17 protein-coding genes are annotated in these 18,183 nt (G+C 62.3%); 6 read left to right on the top strand and 11 right to left on the bottom strand.

The genetic code is table 11. The annotated features are described in order from the left end of the window. The first annotated feature begins 2 nt into the window (after positions 1-2). Entirely contained in the window at positions 3-1,844 is a 1,842-nt protein-coding gene (locus tag ACFSNN_RS06555) for an adhesin (RefSeq protein ID WP_134459779.1), read from the top strand. 83 nt (positions 1,845-1,927) lie between these two features. Here the strand turns inward: ACFSNN_RS06555 and ACFSNN_RS06550 are convergent, their stop codons facing one another. Continuing rightward, entirely contained in the window at positions 1,928-3,205 is a 1,278-nt protein-coding gene (locus tag ACFSNN_RS06550; protein WP_134459782.1) for a DUF3443 domain-containing protein, read from the bottom strand. An 11-nt stretch (positions 3,206-3,216) separates the two neighbouring features. After that, positions 3,217-3,666: a DUF2844 domain-containing protein gene (locus ACFSNN_RS06545; protein WP_134465470.1), complete on the bottom strand. Its 450-nt coding sequence runs from the start codon at positions 3,664-3,666 to the stop codon at positions 3,217-3,219. Between the two features lie 98 nt (positions 3,667-3,764). Between ACFSNN_RS06545 and ACFSNN_RS06540 the strand changes: the two genes are divergently transcribed. After that, complete coding sequence (locus ACFSNN_RS06540) at positions 3,765-4,049, top strand: hypothetical protein (protein ID WP_134459785.1); 285 nt, start codon at positions 3,765-3,767, stop codon at positions 4,047-4,049. A 196-nt stretch (positions 4,050-4,245) separates the two neighbouring features. On the opposite strand, the gene ACFSNN_RS06535 is transcribed toward ACFSNN_RS06540, so the two are convergent. Next, positions 4,246-4,671 (bottom strand): phasin family protein, encoded by a 426-nt coding sequence (locus tag ACFSNN_RS06535; protein WP_134459787.1) that lies wholly within the window; start codon positions 4,669-4,671, stop codon positions 4,246-4,248. Positions 4,672-5,022: 351 nt separating this feature from the next. Between ACFSNN_RS06535 and ACFSNN_RS06530 the strand changes: the two genes are divergently transcribed. Both ACFSNN_RS06530 and ACFSNN_RS06525 read left to right on the top strand, forming a co-directional pair. After that, entirely contained in the window at positions 5,023-5,472 is a 450-nt protein-coding gene (locus tag ACFSNN_RS06530; protein WP_134459790.1) for a hypothetical protein, read from the top strand. A gap of 783 nt (positions 5,473-6,255) precedes the next feature. Then, entirely contained in the window at positions 6,256-7,026 is a 771-nt protein-coding gene (locus tag ACFSNN_RS06525) for a DUF4410 domain-containing protein (protein ID WP_377765122.1), read from the top strand. A 137-nt stretch (positions 7,027-7,163) separates the two neighbouring features. Here the strand turns inward: ACFSNN_RS06525 and ACFSNN_RS06520 are convergent, their stop codons facing one another. The 3 genes from ACFSNN_RS06520 to ACFSNN_RS06510 form a co-directional block, all read right to left on the bottom strand. Next, on the bottom strand, positions 7,164-7,841 hold the full coding sequence (locus tag ACFSNN_RS06520; protein WP_134459793.1) for a dihydrofolate reductase family protein: 678 nt from the start codon (positions 7,839-7,841) through the stop codon (positions 7,164-7,166). 201 nt (positions 7,842-8,042) lie between these two features. Beyond that, a complete protein-coding gene (locus ACFSNN_RS06515; RefSeq protein WP_134459795.1) occupies positions 8,043-8,666 on the bottom strand; it encodes an RNA polymerase sigma factor in 624 nt (207 codons plus the stop codon). Positions 8,667-8,693: 27 nt separating this feature from the next. Beyond that, the gene (locus ACFSNN_RS06510; RefSeq protein WP_134459798.1) at positions 8,694-9,725 is read right to left on the bottom strand and encodes a MerR family transcriptional regulator; all 1,032 of its coding nucleotides are present in this window, start codon (positions 9,723-9,725) and stop codon (positions 8,694-8,696) included. Positions 9,726-9,961: 236 nt separating this feature from the next. Between ACFSNN_RS06510 and ACFSNN_RS06505 the strand changes: the two genes are divergently transcribed. Then, positions 9,962-10,174 carry an NAD(P)-binding protein gene (locus ACFSNN_RS06505; protein WP_134465472.1) on the top strand — a complete coding sequence of 71 codons (213 nt, stop codon included), beginning with the start codon at positions 9,962-9,964 and terminating at the stop codon, positions 10,172-10,174. Between the two features lie 499 nt (positions 10,175-10,673). On the opposite strand, the gene ACFSNN_RS06500 is transcribed toward ACFSNN_RS06505, so the two are convergent. Together ACFSNN_RS06500 and ACFSNN_RS06495 are read right to left on the bottom strand one after the other, a co-directional pair. Beyond that, positions 10,674-11,105 carry a response regulator gene (locus ACFSNN_RS06500; RefSeq protein ID WP_208949534.1) on the bottom strand — a complete coding sequence of 144 codons (432 nt, stop codon included), beginning with the start codon at positions 11,103-11,105 and terminating at the stop codon, positions 10,674-10,676. A gap of 413 nt (positions 11,106-11,518) precedes the next feature. Further along, the gene (locus tag ACFSNN_RS06495) at positions 11,519-11,827 is read right to left on the bottom strand and encodes a DUF4148 domain-containing protein (RefSeq protein WP_134459800.1); all 309 of its coding nucleotides are present in this window, start codon (positions 11,825-11,827) and stop codon (positions 11,519-11,521) included. Between the two features lie 646 nt (positions 11,828-12,473). Here ACFSNN_RS06495 and ACFSNN_RS06490 point away from each other — a divergent pair. Continuing rightward, on the top strand, positions 12,474-12,746 hold the full coding sequence (locus ACFSNN_RS06490) for a DUF4148 domain-containing protein (protein ID WP_134459806.1): 273 nt from the start codon (positions 12,474-12,476) through the stop codon (positions 12,744-12,746). Positions 12,747-12,815: 69 nt separating this feature from the next. Here the strand turns inward: ACFSNN_RS06490 and ACFSNN_RS06485 are convergent, their stop codons facing one another. The 3 genes from ACFSNN_RS06485 to ACFSNN_RS06475 are packed head-to-tail and all read right to left on the bottom strand — an operon-like array spanning position 12,816 to position 18,165. Continuing rightward, complete coding sequence (locus tag ACFSNN_RS06485) at positions 12,816-14,261, bottom strand: heavy metal sensor histidine kinase (RefSeq protein ID WP_134459809.1); 1,446 nt, start codon at positions 14,259-14,261, stop codon at positions 12,816-12,818. After that, the gene (irlR, locus tag ACFSNN_RS06480) at positions 14,258-14,938 is read right to left on the bottom strand and encodes a heavy metal response regulator transcription factor IrlR (protein WP_134459812.1); all 681 of its coding nucleotides are present in this window, start codon (positions 14,936-14,938) and stop codon (positions 14,258-14,260) included. Before irlR ends, ACFSNN_RS06485 begins: the two co-directional genes overlap by 4 nt. A gap of 5 nt (positions 14,939-14,943) precedes the next feature. After that, on the bottom strand, positions 14,944-18,165 hold the full coding sequence (locus ACFSNN_RS06475) for an efflux RND transporter permease subunit (RefSeq protein ID WP_134459815.1): 3,222 nt from the start codon (positions 18,163-18,165) through the stop codon (positions 14,944-14,946). Between the last annotated feature and the right edge of the window lie 18 nt (positions 18,166-18,183).

Here is an 18,183-nt window from a genome sequence, read left to right as displayed (position 1 = left end):
CCATGAGCACCGAATTTTCCCTCGATCGATTCGAATCCCAGATCCAGTCCCGTGACTACGATGCCGCGCACGAGGAATTCTGCACGCTACTCAAGACGCTGTCCGACAAGCGCGGCAGGCTCGGCGCCGAACACTTCGCCCGCAGCACGCCGAACTCGCCCAGTGACGAAAAATCGCGGGACACTTTGCAGCGCATCGCCGACGGTTTCACCACGCTGTTTTCCGCCCCCGAGTATCCGCTCGAGGCGGAGAAGATGAATATCATGTTCTGGGGGCGCCCGTGGATCAACATGATCTTCGCCGTGACATCGTATGGATCGACGGACCACATCGTCCGCAAGCTCCTCGAAACCGTGCAGGACAACGATGATGCGCGCGCCATCTTGACCCGCAAGCAACTCGTGCTTTACACCGCAGGCTCGCAATACGATATCGATTTCGCCGACCTCCACCAGCGCGACCCGGTGCTCGCGACGAGCCTTGGCGTTTCGATGGTCAGCGCGGCCGTGCATATCTCGCCCGCCGCGCACGAAAAACGCGAACGTCTGCTCGAATGGCTGCCGGGCGCGCTCGACACGATCGAGGACCTCGACGAGTTGCCGACCGCCGCCGTCTGCGGCGCCTACATGCATTGCAGTTATTCGACATCGCCTGACCGGCATGAGATCAAACGCAGCATCAACAGGCTGGTGCGCAAGAAGCTGGACACGCTCGGCCTGCTCGGCCACGAGGCCAGCGTCGCCCGAGCAGGAATCAAAGGACGCAAGCCGCTGATGCTCGTGGTGCTCGAATGGTTCTCGGGCGGTCACTCGATCTACCGGACCCATTCGCGCACCATGCTCGCCGCGCGCGAGCATTTCGAAGTGGTCGCGTTCGGCGAGGCGCAGAACGTGGACGAAGCGGGACGCGCGATTTTCGACCGCTTCGTCGAATTCGAGCATCCGGAATATGTCGGCGACTGCATCCGCCAGATCCAGGCGTTCGCCACGCGCGAGCAACCGGACGTGCTCTATATGCCAAGCGTCGGCATGTTCTCACACACGATCTTTCTGTCGAACCTGCGCGTCGCGCCGCTGCAGATCGCAGGCCTCGGCCATCCCGCAACGATGCACGCGGAGCATATGGACTACGTGAGCGTCGAAGACGATTTCGTCGGCGACCCGGCCTGCTTCAGCGAAAAAATGCTGCGTCTGCCGAAGGACGGCCAACCGTACGTGCCGTCGAAACTGCTCACCAATGTCGTGCCGTCCGTGCCGGAGCGCGGCGACGTGGTCAACATCGGCGTAACCGCCAGCGCGATGAAAATCAATCCGCACTTTCTCGAGACCTGCCAGGCGATCGTTCACACCGCGCGCGTGCCGGTCAAATTCCATTTCATGACATGCTGGAACGAAAGCATCGATCTCGCGTACGTCAGAAAGTCGATCTACGCGACGCTGCCGGAATCGAGCGTGGACGTCTACGGCTCGCTCAGCTACCCCGAGTATCTGAGGATCCTCAACACGATGGACATGTTCCTGAGCCCGTTCCCGTTCGGCAATACCAACGGCATCGTCGATTCGTTCACGATGGGCCTGCCCGGCGTCAACCTGTGCGGACGTGAAGTGTTCGAGCATATCGACAGCGGGCTTTTCGAACGCGCTGGCCTGCCGTCCTGGCTCACAACCCACTCGACCGACGAATACGTGCGCGCCGCCGTCCGGCTCGCCGAACAGCACGGCGAGCGCGAAGCGCTGCGCCGGCGCCTGATCGACGGGAAAGCGGTCGAGCGGATCTTCGAGGGACGCCCCGAGGCGTTCGGCGAAGGCGTGTTGAAGTTGCTGAACGCTCTCGGCGAAACGTAAGCCATTCGAGCGCGTCAAAACGGACGGGCCGCGACGGAAAATATTCCGTCGCGGCCCGTTTTCACATCTGTCAGCTGCCTTGCTCAATACGCGACGTAAGGGCCCATGCCGCCGGGCGTCGGCTGCTGCTCGACGGCGGCGTACACATTGCGGCCGTAGAAAAACGGCAAACCCCAGTCGAAGATCGCGGACTGTACGAACGCCGGTCCCGCCAACAGCGGCAGCACCGAATCGCCGCTATACGTCTGGGCAATCGTCGTGGCGTTGCCGACGCTGAAATTCACCGCGCTCGTGGTGCCGTTCACGCCCTGGATCATCGCGCTCAATTGCTCGGTCGATCCCGGGCAGTAGTAGGAATTGTTCGGGCTCGCGCAGACAGGCAATGCACTGGTCTGGAAGAACAGCCCCGTCGAGCCGCTGTCCAGAATACTGCGCGAATACGTGATGCCGTTCTGCACGGTCGTGAAAGTGCCATTCGACGGACTCACGCCGATTACCTGCGCGCCGGCCAGCGTATTGTTGGTCTGCGTGCCGATGCCGAATATCAGTTGCCCGCTGACCGACTGCGCGCCGCCCGATACCGTCGGCAGACTCAGCATCGAACCGTTGTTGTCGGTGGCGAAGTACGGAACCGGATTGGCCACCTGCAGTGCTTCGGCGAGCGGAATCGACGTGCATGTCGCGCCATTGCACCCATAGTACGTGCCGGCCAGCGCCTGCTGCACGCAGTTCGCGCCGCAATCGTGCTTGAACACGCCGATGCCGAGAATGCCGTTGGCCTGCAACGTGGCCGGCGTGTTGCGCGCCGCGCCGAAGTTCGCGCAATCGGCGGGCAGCGTTGCGTAGTTCGGGTCGATCACCTGAATTGGCAGCGACGCCGCTCTTTCGCCGGCAATCTGCAAGTCGGCGAGCTTGACCGGACCCCACGTGTAGCCGTCGAAAAACTGCATGCACTCGGCGACCAGATGGCCCAATGCGTCCTTCTGTTGCGGCAGCGTCATCGAAGCAGGCAACTGTGACGCGAACAGGCGCACGCCCCACGACCCGGTATCGACCAGCACATGATCGATGGTTTGACATTGCGTCGTGCCCGGCGCGCAGATGGTGAGGCTGACGAACGGCATGTTCGGCACATCGCTCACGCCGGAATCGACCGTCACGCGCACCGCGTTCGCAGCCAGCGTTTGCGACAACGGCGAGGTGTTGGCCACTGACGGACCGGGCGAAGCACTGGTCGAACCGTTCGTGCCGGCCGCGCTGCCCGAACCGCTGGACCCGCCGCCCCCGCCGCCGCACGCACCGACGAGCAACGCGAGCAGCGCCGCGCACAGCAAAGTTTTGAACGAAGACATAAGGCGCATGGTCCGCTCCGTTATTGAATGACGCCGGCATCGACGCCCGCGGGCACCGCTTGCGGCAGATAGGCATGACCGGAGAACGCCCGCAGATGACCGCCGGAGTACACGACCAGGTCACTGTTGGAAACCGCGAGCGGCGTACCGCGGCGCGTCGTGGTGGCGGCGACATACGCGTCGAATGAAGTCCCGAGCATGGATTTCAGATCCGGCAGCGTCGGCCCTTCCCACGCGACACCGAACACGATGCCGCTACGCGCGACGTACTCGCGCACCAGCGTGCCGGAGGGCAGCGTCATCAGGTGCACTGAATACGCGTTTTGTGTAGTGGCGGTGTGAGTCACGGCGCGCAAGCGGGACTGATCGCCGTCGACGGTGCTGACGTTCTGGCCGAGCGTCGCGTGCGCGGCAAACGACAGCGCGCAGCTTGCCCCGAGCATTGCGTGAGCAATGCGGGAATAGAGCATCGGTTTCAAGTGAGTTCCTTCGAGGTGAAACGCTCGTGACCCGGCATCGAGCCGGTCACGAACGGGAAACTAGGGGAGCACGCTTCGCCGGTGGTGCCGTGTTGCATTCGCACTGGTTGGGCTGCGTGAATGCGTCTACGGAGTGGCGGCGCGAAACTTTAGGCATCGCGGCGAAACGCGCCAATCGTTTGCGGAGGGATTTAAACCTTTGTGCCGCAGAGCGTCGTTTGGGTCTGTTTGATATTTCCGGACCCGATCACCAATGGGCGGTGCTTGAGCGCGCGTTTTTGCTTCGCGGCTCGTTTAGAGCGAACAGTGAAGCGCACCGCGCAAGGTCGAAGGAGAAAAAATTCATGCGCGCGGCATTACTGCGGCGGATGTAAACGAGCGCTGAAAAACGCGAATGAAATTCAGCTTTTTGTCCGACAATACAAGGCCTTAAAAGGCTTTTTGTATGACCAGATAATCGACGCGTTAATCGTGATTTCGAGGACAAAAAAATGCCGCGGACAACTCGAGGGTTATCTGCGGCATTGGCGGTTGAAAGTAACGCGTCAGCATTCAACGCATCATCGTCTGTTACTTTTTCTGCTGTTGCAAAAGCGATTTAAGCTCCTGCACGTTTTCTTCTACGCGTTTTGCGATCACCGCATATGACTCAGCTTGCGTCTGATATGCCGCTTGCGCCAGTTGCTGCATATCGGCAAGCGACTTGTGCAGACTCTGCTGGATCAACTCGGCAGCTTTGCCGGAAGGCGCCGTGCCGCCGGCCGACAACTGGCCCGTCAGCGACTGCAATTCGCTCAAGGTCGAGCGCAGCATGTCGGCCTGTTTCTGCGCGAGCGACTGCATCCCCTGGAAAGCCGTCTGATTCGCCTGAACCAGTGCTTCCATGTCCTTGCGTCGCGCTTCCATGATGGCGGGTACGTCGAAGCCGGGGAGCTTGAACTGCTCCAGCATTTTGGTGAAATCGCCAAACGGATTGGCGGCGTCAGGTCGGTCCATGCGAAATCCTCCTTAACGGTTGAATACTCGCCGGCGGTGCATCGCCGCGTTATGTCTGCGTGACGCATGCACTGGCGGCATCGCGTGTGCCGTGCGTCCGCAGGAACGGACAGGTACTGGGGTCGGACGGCACATCGTTCAATCATGCGCCATCCGGAAACAATGCGCCAGCGGGCGCACCCTGGCTCCCGCGGTGCCGTCGGCGGAACTTGCCGGACGCCGGCCGCGCGTCGGGAAAGGCGGGGTAAGTTACAAGGCGGCTTCAGTAACCCTACGAATCGGCAGGTCGACTATCGTTGCTCATGTGCCGGCGCACTGTAGCGCCCGCCCTGTCTCGATGGGAGCGAGTTCATGAAAAAATCGATTTTAAGCGCGGCGCTGAGCGCCGTTGTGACTCTGGCCGCGACGGCCGCGTTTGCCCAGGAAGCGCCGCCGCCCGCGGCCCCTCAGTCGCACGGCGAGCCGCAGCACGGCGACGGGCCGCCGCCGCATGGCCGGATGGGTCCGATGGGCCCCGGCTTCGCAGTGATCAACGATCTGGAGCAGTTGCGCCGCCTTTATGCCATGAGCGGACATCAAGGTGAAATCATCGCCGTGTATCACGACGTGCTGAACAAGACGCAAGATCCGATGCTGCGTCACTACGTGTACGACTCGCTGGCTCGCGAGCAGTTGAAGCCCGCCAATCCCGATCAGGCGATCGCGACGCTGCGCACCAGTCTGTCGGAAGACCTCGCCGCCGCGAACAAGGCGCCGCACGGCGGTCCCGGCGGCATGCCGCCGCCGGCTCAGGCGCAGTAATTCTCGCGACGGCGTCACGGCGCAAGTCTCGCCGTGACGCCGGCACATGTAAGACGTGGCCGATCCATGCCGTTCTTCACTAGCGCGTGGCCCGCCAACTGAGTGACCGCTCGACACGCACGCCGGTCCGCTTCGCGCGCGGGGTTTTTTCCGGCAGACGACAAGCGCACGGCAACTTGCACGAGGCGTTTCTGACTGGAAGCGCTCCCGCCTGCGCGCCGTCTAACCATTCAACACGCTGCGTTAGCTTTCCCACATTGCCGCTTCACTGACCACTTCTCATCTTCCGTCAGGTGATTAGGATATGAGCACTGCAACACTGGTGCCCTGGTGAAGAATGCGCTACCCGCTGAATCTGGCCGTCGCCGCCGTCCTGCTGGTTTTTGTCCTCGGCTGCATCATCAAGCTTGCCTTGAACTGATGGCCGATACGTACGGCGTCACTCGTACCGTTGCACGACCTCGCGCCGCTTGCCGGCGAGGCCGATCCCCATCCGCACATCCTGCTTTTTGCCGTCACGTCCGCTGAGTCTCGCGACCCGCGAAAGCCCCGCGCGACACCGCTTCGCGCCATGACATAGGACGAAATAATTGTTGAATGGAGTTCGGGAAGTCACGCGCCCATACTTCGTTTCGCTGCCGGTGCGTACGAAACAAAACGCATGAGATCAAGGGTGCTTCACGTGCGAGACGCTTCGCCGATGATCAACGATCCTACGGTTGCCCGATCATCGAGAGAACCGTTCGAACATTCCGGCACCGCGTGCCGACGACAGGATCAACAATGTTGCCTACTTCAATGAAATTCCTCAGAAAAAATGCCGCCCGTCTGGCCTGCGTGACGATGGTCTGTTGCAGTGCGCTGCTGACCGGATGCGCCGGCAGCAGCATCAAGGATGCGAGCGCCGCGAGCACGCCGGTCCAGGTGCGCCCGGACAACATTTATGTCTACACCTTCGACGCCAATCCGGACCAGGTCAAACTCGACGGCGGCATGATGCAGAAAGTGAAGACGCAGCTCGAAGGTTCGTCCGTGGCGCAAAAGCAGGCCGCCGATGCCGCCGAAGTCCGCGAGCAGGTCGCCAACGAAATCGTGCATCAATTGCAGTCGATGGGTCTGCGCGCGATCCGCTCGGATATTCCCGCACCCGCCGATCAGAATGTGCTGCTCGTGCAAGGCAGCTTCAATACGATCGACTCGGGCAATCGCCGTCGCCGTATGTTGATCGGCCTCGGTGCGGGTAAGAGCCAGGTAAGCAGTTCGGTGCAGATTCTGTATAAGCCCGCGGGCGGCACGCCGCGTCTGGTGCAAACCTTCACTGCCAACGCCGACAGCGGCAAGGCGCCGGGCATGGTCGAGACGGCGGGTGTGGGCGCGGCGGCCGGCAGTATCGCGACATCCGCGGCGGTGGGTGGCGGTCTGCACGCGGTATCCGAAACCAAACGCGCCGGAGTGTCAGCGGATGCGAAGCGCCTCGCCGATGCAGTGGCCAAGCAGATTGGCGAGATCGGCGTGAATGGCGGATGGCTCTCGACGGAACACATCAAAGGTTGATAACGGATTAGCCGGCGTGTTGAACCGGAAGAATCATGAACAGCGCGGCAGAGTTGGAATTCGATCCGACTCTGCCGTTCGGTTTTCAGGCCTTCGTTCCAAGCCTTCGTTCCAAGCCTCCGCTTCAAGCCTCCGCTTCAAGCCTTCGTATAACGCAGCCACACTGCGCCGTGTTCCTTTTGTCCGACGGACGTGAGCTTCAGATACGCGGGCGCTTGCCACTTCTCCATGGCCACTTCGAACGAGGAAGGATGTTCGCTGCGGCCATCCACCAGCGGCAAAATCAGCACGCTCACTTCGTCGACGAGACCCGCGTTCACGAACGCGCCGCTCACATGCGAACCGCCCTCTACGATCAGCTTCTTCACACCGAGTTCACGTGCCAGTGTTTGCACGACCTTGCCGAGATCGAGTTCGGTTTTGCCGCCGAACACGTATGACACGCCGATCGATTGCAGGTAAGCGAGGTAGTCGTCGGCAACCTGTTCGGTCAGCACTTCGATCACGTGCGACTTGAGCGCGGTGTTGCTCTTCCACGCCACGCGTCCCTGCGGATCGATGGAAATCGCGTACTGATCCGCTTTGCGTTCGACGAAGTGATCGGTGCGCGGCACGGCGCCCTTGGCGAGCCCTTTCGGATAATCCGTGCCGTGCGCGATTTCCTGCATGGTGACGCGTCCGCAGACCCAACCGTCGGCTTCGAAAGTGGCTGCCGTGTCTTCGTACAGGTCCGAGGCATAGTCGAGATGCCAGCCGTCCGTCAGACTGCGGCCGTCGAGCGAGGACATCATGTGAGCGACGATATATGGGTTCATGCGTCAAGCCTCCGTGTCAGGTCAATAAAGTGACTTTGCAGCAAGGGCCGTTCCGCAAGCGCTTTGATTGCTTGCTGACAATGCACATGAGGTCGGTCGCGCGGCAAGCGGGCAATTCATCGGTGACCATGCGAGAAGAGCCGAAGCGAAATGCGAGAAGCGGAGCGACGGGAAGCGACGTGGCGCGGCGCGGCAGGCGGATCAGTAAAGGCCGCCGTGATGCGGCGCAGGTCGCGCATCGGCCATCGCGCGCAGCGACTCCAGTCCGCGGCTGATCCAGCTCTTGACCGTGCCGACCGGTGCATCGAGGGTATGCGCGATCTCCGATTGCGACTGGCCCCGGAAATAGGCGAGCGCGATCGCCTGACGCTGAACCGGAGCCAGGCGGCCGAGATAGGAGGACAGACGCTCGGCATCCAGCGCGAACTCCAGCCAGAAGTTCACGTCGGCGTCGCTCGCGGCATTGCGCTCGTCCAGCTCGTCGACATACACGCCGGAGTACGGATTGCGCCGCAAATAATCGAGCGCCTGATTCTTCACGATGGTCGACATCCACGTCGACGGCGAAGCCTTGCCGGGGTCGTACGACCCGGCGAAGCGCCAGATCTTGATGAAGCCGTCCTGCACCACTTCTTCGGCCGATTCACTGGTGCGGGTGACGCGCACCGCGAGGCCGAACAGCGACGGCGCCGACGCCCGGTACAGCGCCTCGAACGCGCCGGCTTCGTGCCTTGAAACGCGCTCGAGCAGCGCCGCGAGATACGCGCTCTTCTGATCCAGTGCAGACGCGCCGATGGTCGCGTCGGTCGAAGCATCCTGTGACATTGCAGATCCTCCGGGACGGGGCGCGCGCTATGCCTGACCGGCCCGCGGCGACTGCGCTCCGGCAAACCAGCCCTCTTCCCGCGCGACACGTTCGAGCGCCGCCTCGACCATCGCGCAAGCGCGGTTGCTGACGTCGCCCAGATAGCGGTGCAGCGCGGCGTCCTGCGCCGAGCGCGACGTGCAAGCGTCGCTGTAGCGCTCGAACGCCGAGAGCTTCATGACCAGTTCCGCGAGGTGACGCGGGCACTCGCACGCGATCGTCGAAGAACGGCCGGCAATCGCTTCCAGCTCGCGGTCGTCGTAGCGACGGCGCACGCGCGACCACACGGCGTCGTCGCCGATGCGTTCCTGAATGCGCACGCGTTCGCACAGGTCGCCGAGCATCTGGCGGAATTCTGTCCGGCTGTCGGGCTCGCGATAGAGACGCACGCCCGCCACGCGCAGAATCTCCGCCGCCGGGCCGGTGCCGAAGCTGTAGACGACCGCGATGGCTTTCGCGCGAACCGCGTCGCCGAGCGCGACGATCTGCGACGCGATGTCTTCCTGCAGTGAGTCGACGCTGACCAGCAAGGCGTCGATCGGCGCGCCGCGCTCTCCGCTCGTGCCGCCGCCTGCCGCGGCGAGGGAAAGATCGGCAAACGTGATCAGTTCGTTCACGCCATAGGGCCGCAAATCGACGCCCGACGCCCGAAAACGCTGCGCAAGGCTGCCGCCCACGAGGGCGAGCCGGAGATCGACGGACTCGACCAGCGGGAGGTCAGTCGCGCCGCCGCTTTCGCGCCCGCTGCGCGCAGCGAGAAATTGCAATTGTTCGCGATCGAGCCGCGCGATCGCGCCGATCGCATGGCCGCGGCTCACCAGCAGTTTGATCAAAGTGAGTCGCCTGACGTCGTCTTCGGTGTAGAGACGCTGGCCTGACGCGGTTTTAGCCGGCCCGACCACGCCGTAACGGCGCTCCCAGATCCGCAAGGTCGTCACCGGCATCTTGGCGAGGCGCGCTGCCTCGCCGCTCCTGTAGCCCTGTTGAGCCGGTTGTTGCTCATCAGACGAAGTCATCATGAAACCCCAAACAATTCATTGTCGATTCAAGCATAGTTCATTTTGGGTTATGTGAAACGATTTATCGACTCATAGCCTATTATTGAAACGATATTTTGGATTCGATATCACTGTTGACATCGCTCGCGCGGTACATCTCCTCAGCCCGACGACTGCTCAAGACGCCCGTGAAGCGCGGCCAGCGCCGCGCAGCCATCCAGTCAGTGCATCGTGAACACTTCTGACTCGCGCCCCTTATCGCGCTCGTCGGCGCGGGCATTGCCGGTCTGTCATGCGCCACGACTCCGCGCGCGGCAGGCTGCCGGCTGTGCCTGTTCGACCGCAGCCGCGGCCCGGCTCGGCCCGCTGGAAGCCTTTCAGCGTTGCGACGGACCGAGGCCGGCCGCGTGCACCGCGCACCGCGGACGCAACGCGGATGCCGCGCCGGACGGCGAACCCGCGCCAGGTGACGCATGGCGCGACGTGGACGGCTTGGATCTATACGGCGACTGGCTGAACGGCGGCCGAGTGGAAGGCGCGTGGCCGAGCGGGAGAGCGTGAGCGTTAGGGCAGGAGATGCTGCGGGCACTGCAGCCGGTCTAGCGATTGGGGACGCCAGGCTGACCGGCAGAACATTCCGCGCGGAATGGCTTGGGCGCGCTGTGGCCAGTCTAGCGCGTGAAGACGCAGCGCTGAGCGGCCGAACATTCGGCGCGAAATAGCGCGGGCGCTGCAGTCGGTTTAGCGATTGGAAGCGTGGCACAAAGCGGCTGCGCATTCCACGCGAAATGCTGCGAGCGCTGTAATCGGTCTAAAAGTCGGAAATGCGGCGCAGGGGTGCAGCGCACCCAATGCAAAATATCGCACGCGCAGCAGTCGGTCGAGTGCGCGTGCTCCTGTACGCGGAACCGGCGCAGAGCGAGCCAGCTTGACGTCAGGCTCCGGCGTCGCGCGCGACGATCCGCGCCTCTATTCACGCCAAAGTTTCCGCATCAGCGCGAGCAGCGCCGTCGGGGCCGTGCCTTTTTGACAATAACCGTCGAAATTGTGACGTGCCTTGCCGGTTTCCTTCACGTGATCCTCGTCGAGCGACGTGAACGCGACAATGCCCAGACTCTGCGTCGGCAGATAGCTGCGTAGCGCGCTCGCGGTTTCGTAGCCGTCGCGCTCCGGCATCATGATGTCGAGCACCACTACGTCGGGCACCCAGTCCCGCACGCAGCGCAGCGCCTGCTCGCAGCCGTCGGCGGCGCGAGCTTCGACGCCTTCGTAGGAGAGATACGTGGCGAGCGCTTCGGCCGCGCCGACGTTGTCGTCGACGACCAGCACGCGCGGTAATTCGTGCAATACCCGGATCTCACGGGCGCTCCACCTTTGGCAAGTAGCGGGGTTTCGGGGCATAGGCGTGACAGCTTGCGATAGAAACATTAGCTGACAGCAAACCGCGTACCAACAGGCTGGGAACAGGCGTCGCGACAGCGGAGACACCGCCTCGACCGCATTGCGCGCCGCTCCTTCGCGCGCTGCGCACACATGCCTGACGGACGGCGGCACGCAGGCGTGACGGACGGGATTGCAACAGCATCGTCATCAAGCCGGAAATGACGACCAGACTGCGTTTATGGCGCGTCTTGTCGACCGGCGCGCCTGCGGGGTTTCACGACGCATTCCGCACGGTCGACCGCCAGCGCTCGTCGCGCGGCGAACGGTTCGGGCGTACCGGCTTCAACATGCGGACAAGCCCACTGGTGACAAACCGGAACGGACGCCAGCCTTGTCAACCCGTATGCCGCATACGCGACGCCGCAGCGTCATCACGGATGGCTGTACATCGCATTCCAATCCGCACTGGAGCCAGGCGCGCGCCCCGATTCCGACGAATCGCTCGCGCTGCCGCCAAAACCCGTCGCGGCATGCCGCGCCGCCACCCGTGCTTCGGCGGCCTGAATATCGGCGGGATAGTTCGGGTCTTCACCGCGGCCCGGGTTATAGCCGGCCTGTTCGAGTTCGATCAATTCGGCACGCACTTGCGCACGAGTGACAGGCGAGTTGGTTTGGGCAAACACCGCAACCGGGGTTGCAAGCACAGCGGCAACCACAACGGCTTGAATAAGGGACTTCATGACGACAACCTCCAGACTTCGCTTCGTTCTGCTACGAACAGCCCTGTTCGTAATTCAGTGACGACAGTCTAGAAAAATCGGTGCTTGAGAATAAGTGCCATGCGTGGAGAGGATTGTTCTCGAATGTGGATAAAGCGCGGCTGGGCCTTTTTATGTCGAAACGAAGGCCGGCACGCACGCAGCGCTATCGGCGTGGAAAAAGACACAGATGCGTCTTCACATGGAGATTTGGATTTCCGCACCGATGGCCGGCGTAGTCGATCTGCTCGCCAAGTGCGAGGCCCGTCGGCGACTTATGCGTGGACGTCGATGGTTTAACAGCATCCGCCGGCTTGCCACTGCTGCTTGCACATCCCGCGAGACTTGCGGCAAGGACCGCCATCAAGGCAGATTTTTGCAGTAACGTGCGCATGTCGCCGCCCCATCATTCGTGGAGAAAGATGAGTCATCCTGCTCCGCGATGGTCGCCGCCAGCATCACGCGAATATGACAAAAATCTCATGCAGGCGCCCGCCCGATTGCCGCTTCGTCGCCACCGTATGTCCTGACATTTTTCTCATGTTTCGGTCACGATGACACACCACCGGCAATTCACACTGGGCTCACGAATCGCCAAACGGGCGGTCGTTACCCAGGAGATTTCAACATGAATGCTGCAAGACTCTTCACTCTGTCAGTCGCCGCACTGACGGTATTCGGCACGGCCTCGCAGGTTGCGCAGGCACAAGGCAAGTCTCGCGCGGAGGTGAAACAGGAACTGGTTCAAGCGCACCACACCGGCGTGATTCCATCCAGCAAGACACAATACCCGCCAGACGCCAATACGATTGCCCGCAACAAGCAGACACACGCCATTGCGTGGCATAGCGGTGAAAAGACGCCTTCATTGGACCAGCATGACAAGCTCGCCGCGAAATAACGACATGTGCCGCCGGGACCAACATGCCCGGCGGCACGCGCGCGCCAGTTGCCGTTGAGCGGGGCGTCCTCACGCTTTGCGTACGGCGTCGCGCCTTGGGCGCGTCGCCATAGCGTGACTTGAGCAACCATGGTTGGGAAAGCGCAGCCAGAAACAGGTGCGCACATGTGGCCGGCTTTCGCAGCCGCACTGCCCTCCGTGGCTGGTCATGATGGACTTCACGATGGCAAGGCCCAGCCCCGTGCCCGATGCCGAACCGTGCCGCGAAGGGTCCACACGATAGAACCGCTCGAATACGCGTTCGAGATGGCGAGCTTCGATTCCCGCTCCCGAGTCCGACACACTCACCGTGGTCGAGTCCTGCTCTTCCTCGCAGTCGATGGTAATGGTCGTCCCTCGCGGCGCCTGCGCGAGCGCGTTCGAGAGCAGGTTGCTGAGCGCGCGTTGAAAGAGCAGCAGATCGGCCTGCACTGTGCCCTCGCCCTTCACCTTGATCTTGACCTGCGCATCTTCGGCCACGGTCTCGTAATAGCCGGCGACGCGCTCGGCCTCCGCGACCACGTTCAGTGAACGCAAGGACGGGGGCGCATCCGCCTGATCGGAACGCGCGAGGAACAGCATGTCTTCGATCATGCGCGACAGCCGCCGATACTCGTCCACACTGGATTCGATGACGTCCCGGTAGTCCTCCGCGCTGCGACGTTGTGACAATGCCACCTGAGCAGCGGCAAGCAGATTGGTAAGCGGCGTGCGCATATCATGCGCGAGATTGGATGAGAATTGACTCAGCCGGGTGAACGATTCGTCGAGCCGCGCGAGCATGCCGTTAAAGGCCTGCTCCAGTTCCCTCAACTCGCCCGACGCATGCAATTCCGGCAGCGGTTGCGCGAGACCACTCGTCGACATCGCCTCTGCCCGGGCCACCAGCCTGCGCAGAGGGAGCAGTCCCACCAGGGCGATACCGTATGCGAACACGGCGGCTAAAAGCACACCCAATACTTCGATGGCCACCGTTGTGTGGGCGTACACGCGCAACAGCGCTTCATCGCCGGTGCCGTCGTACTGAATGGCAACCAGCACCGGCGGTCCGATCCCGCCATTGAGCGCTACGCTCTGCAGCAGGTATCGAAGATTCGAACCGGCGCGCGTGAGCGCCACGGGCACACCCTTCAGCATGATTGCAGCAATCGGCTCAAAGGGCTTAAACCCCGCCGTGCTCAACAGGCGCTGGCCCGCTGCATCGTAAATGGCAAGCGCCATGTGCGGATGCCCATGCAGGTGGTCCATCACTGTCTGCGCATTGCCGGCAATGGCATGCACGGTCGGAATTCCCGACAGATGCGTGCGTAACGCCGCCATCGTGCTGGACATCTGCTCGGTCGAGCTCGACTCGAGGCGGGTGCGCAGCGCGTGATATAGCGCAAGTCCGCTGAGCGCGAGGATCGCCGACGTAGACAGGATGATGAGAGCAGTAAGCCTTGCACGCAGCGTCCGGGGTACCATGCGCCAGATCAATTGCCGGCACCCCGGTTTTCCAGTACATACCCCATGCCTCTCACGGTGTGAATAAGCTTGGGTTCGTAGGCGTCGTCGATCTTGGAGCGCAGTCGCCTGATTGCCGAATCGACCACGTTCGTATCGCTGTTGAAGTTCATGTCCCACACTTGCGACGCGATCGTTGCGCGCGGAAGGATTTCCCCTTCCTTGCGCATGAGCAGCCACAGCAGCGTGAATTCCTTGGCGGTGAGCAGGATCACGTCGTTCTGCCGGGTCGCCTTACGCCGCGTCAGATCCAGTTCGAGATCGGCGACCTTCAGCAACGCGGGTTCGCGTGGCTTGCCGCGCCGCAGGATCGACCTCACGCGCGCGATCAGTTCGACGAAGTCGAACGGCTTCGCCAGGTAGTCGTCGGCGCCGAGTTCCAGGCCTTTGACGCGGTCTCCCACGGCGTCGCGCGCGGTGAGAAACAGCACCGGCGTGCACCGTTTGCGACGCAGGTTTTGCAGCAGCGTCCAACCGTCCTGTCCCGGCAACATCACGTCGAGGATCAGCAGGTCGTAGTCTTCCGTCTCTGCATGATGCTGGCCCGTCACACCATCTTGCGCCCAGTCGACAACGTATCCCGCCTCCGACAAGCCCTTTCGCAAATAGGCGCCGGTCTTCGGCTCATCTTCCACCAGCAGAATCCGCATTGCCACTACCTCGAAAAAATGCCCAACCGGCGCAGCAACTGAGCGGGCGAAGTCTTCACTAGCCAGTTCCCTGCAACAGCGCGCCACGACGACGAATGAGCGGCCCGGTACAGCACGGGCAGGACCAGCAATGTCAAGGCCGTGGACGACAGGATCCCGCCAATGACCACCGTTGCCAACGGACGCTGTACTTCGGAGCCCGTGCCGGTTGCGAACGCCATCGGCAAAAAGCCGAGCGACGCGACGAGTGCCGTCATCAGCACGGGCCGCAGCCGGGTCAAGGCGCCCTCGCGGACGGCCGCGTCCAGCGCCATGCCTTCATCGCGCAGATTCCGGATAAAGGAAATCATGACGAGTCCATTGAGCACAGCGACACCCGACAGCGCGATGAACCCGACCGCCGCGGTAATGGACAGCGGAATGCCCCTCAACCAGAGTGACAGCACGCCGCCGCTCAATGCGAATGGAATACCTGTGAAAACTAGCAAGCCATCCTTAGCATTATTAAACATAATGAACAGCAGGACAAACACCATGAAGAGCGAAAGCGGCACGACCAGCTTCAGGCGCTCGCTCGCGCTTTGCAACTGCTCGAACTGTCCGCCCCACGACAACCAGTAACCGGAAGGCACCTGGACGTCCTGACGAATCTGCTCACGCGCGTCCGCCACGAACGAGCCGACATCGCGCCCACGAACATTCGCGCTCACCACCACGCGCCGCTTGCCGTCTTCGCGACTGATCTGGTTGGGACCAGGCGCGACATCGACCGTGGCCAGTTCGGCAAGCGGCACGTAAGGCGCCTGCCCGAGCGGCGCGCTGCCACCCGCCGCCGAGGCAAACGGCAACGCGATCGGCAAGCGCTTGATCGCCTCGATGTCCGAGCGAAGTTCGTCCGGCAAGCGCACGACGATATCGAAACGCCGGTCGCCCTGGAAAAGCGTGCCGGTTTTCTGGCCGCCGACCGCGGCCGCGACCGTGTCCTGAATGTCGCCTACCGTGACGCCATAACGCGCCAGTTTGTCGCGGTCCACGTTGATGGTAAGAACCGGCAAGCCGCTGGTCTGTTCGACTTTGACCTCAGCAGCGCCTGGCACTTTCTGCAAGGCCGCCGCGATCTTTTCGCCCGTGTCGCTGAGCACCGTCATGTCGTCGCCGAAGAGTTTTACCGCAACATCGCTGCGCACGCCAGAGATCAACTCGTTGAAACGGAGTTGAATCGGCTGGGAAATTTCGTAACTGTTTCCCGGCAATTCCGCAAGAACGGCTTCGACCTCAGCAACGAGTGTGTCGCGGGACTTGTTCGGGTCCGGCCATTTGTCCTTCGGCTTGAGCATGATGTAGCCGTCGGACAGGTTGGGCGGCATCGGATCCGCCGCGATTTCCGCAGTCCCCGTACGGGCAAAAACGCGCTCGATTTCCGAAAACCGTTGCTTCAGCATTTTCTCAATCGACTTTTGCATGTCGACCGATTGGGAGAGACTCGTACCCGGGATGCGCAATGCAGCGACCGCCAGGTCGCCCTCGTTCAGACTCGGGACGAACTCGCTGCCCAGACGCGCCGCGAGGCCGATACTCAGCGTGACGATCAGGGCCGCGCCGGTCAACACGCGTTTCGGGCGCGCCACACAAGCGGTGAGCAGCGGTTCATAGACGCGCCTCGCCCAACCCATCAAACGGTTTTCCTTCTCTTTCACGCGCTTGCCGATAAACAGCGCCACCGCGGCGGGGATGAAGGTGACAGTCAACAGCATCGCGGCGGCCAGCGCCATCACGACCGTCACCGCCATCGGGTGAAACATCTTTGCCTCGACGCCGGTGAGCGCGAAGATCGGCAGATAGACCACCATGATTATCAGTTGACCGAATATCAGCGCGCGCCGCGCTTCCTGCGACGCGCCGAATACTTCGGCGAAACGCTCCTCGCGGCTCAGCGGCCGGCCGGCGAGCGTCTGCGCATGAGCGAGGCGCCTGACGCAGTTTTCGACAATCACGACCGCCCCGTCGACGATGATCCCGAAGTCGAGCGCGCCCAGACTCATGAGGTTCGCGCTCACCTTCGCATTGACCATACCGGTGAAGGTCATCAGCATCGACAGCGGAATGACGAGCGCCGTGATCAGCGCCGCGCGCAGGTTGCCGAGAAAGAGGAACAACACAACGATCACGAGCACCGCACCTTCGAGCAGGTTCTTCTTCACTGTCTGCACGGCTTTTTCAACCAGCACGGTGCGGTCGTAAACAGGAATCGCGCGCACGCCTCGCGGCAAGGTACGGTTGACGTCCTCCATCTTGACGGAAACCGCTTTGGCGACGGTGCGGCTGTTCTCTCCGATCAGCATGAACACGGTCCCGAGCACGACCTCCTCGCCGTTCGACGTCGCGGCGCCCGTGCGCAATTCACGACCGATATCCACCTCTCCGACGTCCTTGATGCGGACCGGCACACCGCCCACGTTGGTGAGCACGACATTGGCGATGTCCTCGACCGAGCGAGCCTGACCCGGCACCCGCACGAGATACTGCTCGCCGCGTTTTTCGATATAGCCCGCGCCGACGTTGGCATTGTTACGGTCGATCGCACGCACCACATCCGCGAGCGTCAAGCCGTGCGACATGAGCTTGGCGGGATTCGGCGCGATCCGGAACTCCTTGACATAGCCGCCTATGGAATTCACCTCGGTGACACCCGGAACATTGCGCAGCTGAGGCTTGACGACCCAGTCCTGAAGCTCGCGCAGATCCACGGGCGTGTAGCGGGTACCGTCCGGCTTGACGGCCGAAGCGTCGGCTTCCACCGTCCACAGATAAATCTCGCCGAGACCTGTGGAGGTCGGCCCCATCGCCGGCGTCGCGCCGGGCGGCAGCTTGTCCCTGGCTTCCTGAATCCGCTCGTTGACGAGCTGACGCGCGAAGTAGATGTCGGTGCCGTCCTTGAAGATCACCGTGACCTGAGACAGGCCGTAGCGGGAGATGGAGCGCGTCTGCGCCAGATTGGGCAGACCGGCCATCGCGGTCTCCACCGGATACGTGATGCGTTGCTCGGCTTCGAGCGGCGAATAGCCCGGCGCCGAGGTGTTGATTTGCACCTGAACGTTGGTGATGTCGGGCACGGCGTCGATGGCCAGCTTCTGATAGCTGTACACGCCCCATCCCGCGATGGCGGCAATGGCCAGCATGACCAGCCAGCGGTGCGCGATGGCGAAGCGAATCAGTCTTTCAAACATGCGAAGGATCCTCGGAAA

The sequence above is a fragment of the Paraburkholderia dipogonis genome (assembly GCF_042680985.1).
In the GTDB taxonomy this organism is placed as follows: domain Bacteria; phylum Pseudomonadota; class Gammaproteobacteria; order Burkholderiales; family Burkholderiaceae; genus Paraburkholderia; species Paraburkholderia phytofirmans.
The sequence above is the reverse complement of the archived record's forward strand: the minus strand, read 5'-3'. Positions and strand labels throughout refer to the sequence as shown.

Excerpts from the sequence above, each read along its gene's own strand:
- ACFSNN_RS06475 (WP_134459815.1), bottom strand. The coding sequence starts at position 18,165 with ATGTTTGAAAGACTGATTCGCTTCGCCATCGCGCACCGCTGGCTGGTC.
- ACFSNN_RS06510 (WP_134459798.1), bottom strand. The coding sequence starts at position 9,725 with ATGATGACTTCGTCTGATGAGCAACAACCGGCTCAACAGGGCTACAGG.
- ACFSNN_RS06525 (WP_377765122.1), top strand. The coding sequence starts at position 6,256 with ATGTTGCCTACTTCAATGAAATTCCTCAGAAAAAATGCCGCCCGTCTG.
- ACFSNN_RS06500 (WP_208949534.1), bottom strand. The coding sequence starts at position 11,105 with ATGCCCCGAAACCCCGCTACTTGCCAAAGGTGGAGCGCCCGTGAGATC.
- ACFSNN_RS06490 (WP_134459806.1), top strand. The coding sequence starts at position 12,474 with ATGAATGCTGCAAGACTCTTCACTCTGTCAGTCGCCGCACTGACGGTA.
- irlR (WP_134459812.1), bottom strand. The coding sequence starts at position 14,938 with ATGCGGATTCTGCTGGTGGAAGATGAGCCGAAGACCGGCGCCTATTTG.
- ACFSNN_RS06520 (WP_134459793.1), bottom strand. The coding sequence starts at position 7,841 with ATGAACCCATATATCGTCGCTCACATGATGTCCTCGCTCGACGGCCGC.
- ACFSNN_RS06530 (WP_134459790.1), top strand. The coding sequence starts at position 5,023 with ATGAAAAAATCGATTTTAAGCGCGGCGCTGAGCGCCGTTGTGACTCTG.
- ACFSNN_RS06535 (WP_134459787.1), bottom strand. The coding sequence starts at position 4,671 with ATGGACCGACCTGACGCCGCCAATCCGTTTGGCGATTTCACCAAAATG.
- ACFSNN_RS06555 (WP_134459779.1), top strand. The coding sequence starts at position 3 with ATGAGCACCGAATTTTCCCTCGATCGATTCGAATCCCAGATCCAGTCC.
- ACFSNN_RS06550 (WP_134459782.1), bottom strand. The coding sequence starts at position 3,205 with ATGCGCCTTATGTCTTCGTTCAAAACTTTGCTGTGCGCGGCGCTGCTC.
- ACFSNN_RS06515 (WP_134459795.1), bottom strand. The coding sequence starts at position 8,666 with ATGTCACAGGATGCTTCGACCGACGCGACCATCGGCGCGTCTGCACTG.
- ACFSNN_RS06545 (WP_134465470.1), bottom strand. The coding sequence starts at position 3,666 with ATGCTCTATTCCCGCATTGCTCACGCAATGCTCGGGGCAAGCTGCGCG.
- ACFSNN_RS06495 (WP_134459800.1), bottom strand. The coding sequence starts at position 11,827 with ATGAAGTCCCTTATTCAAGCCGTTGTGGTTGCCGCTGTGCTTGCAACC.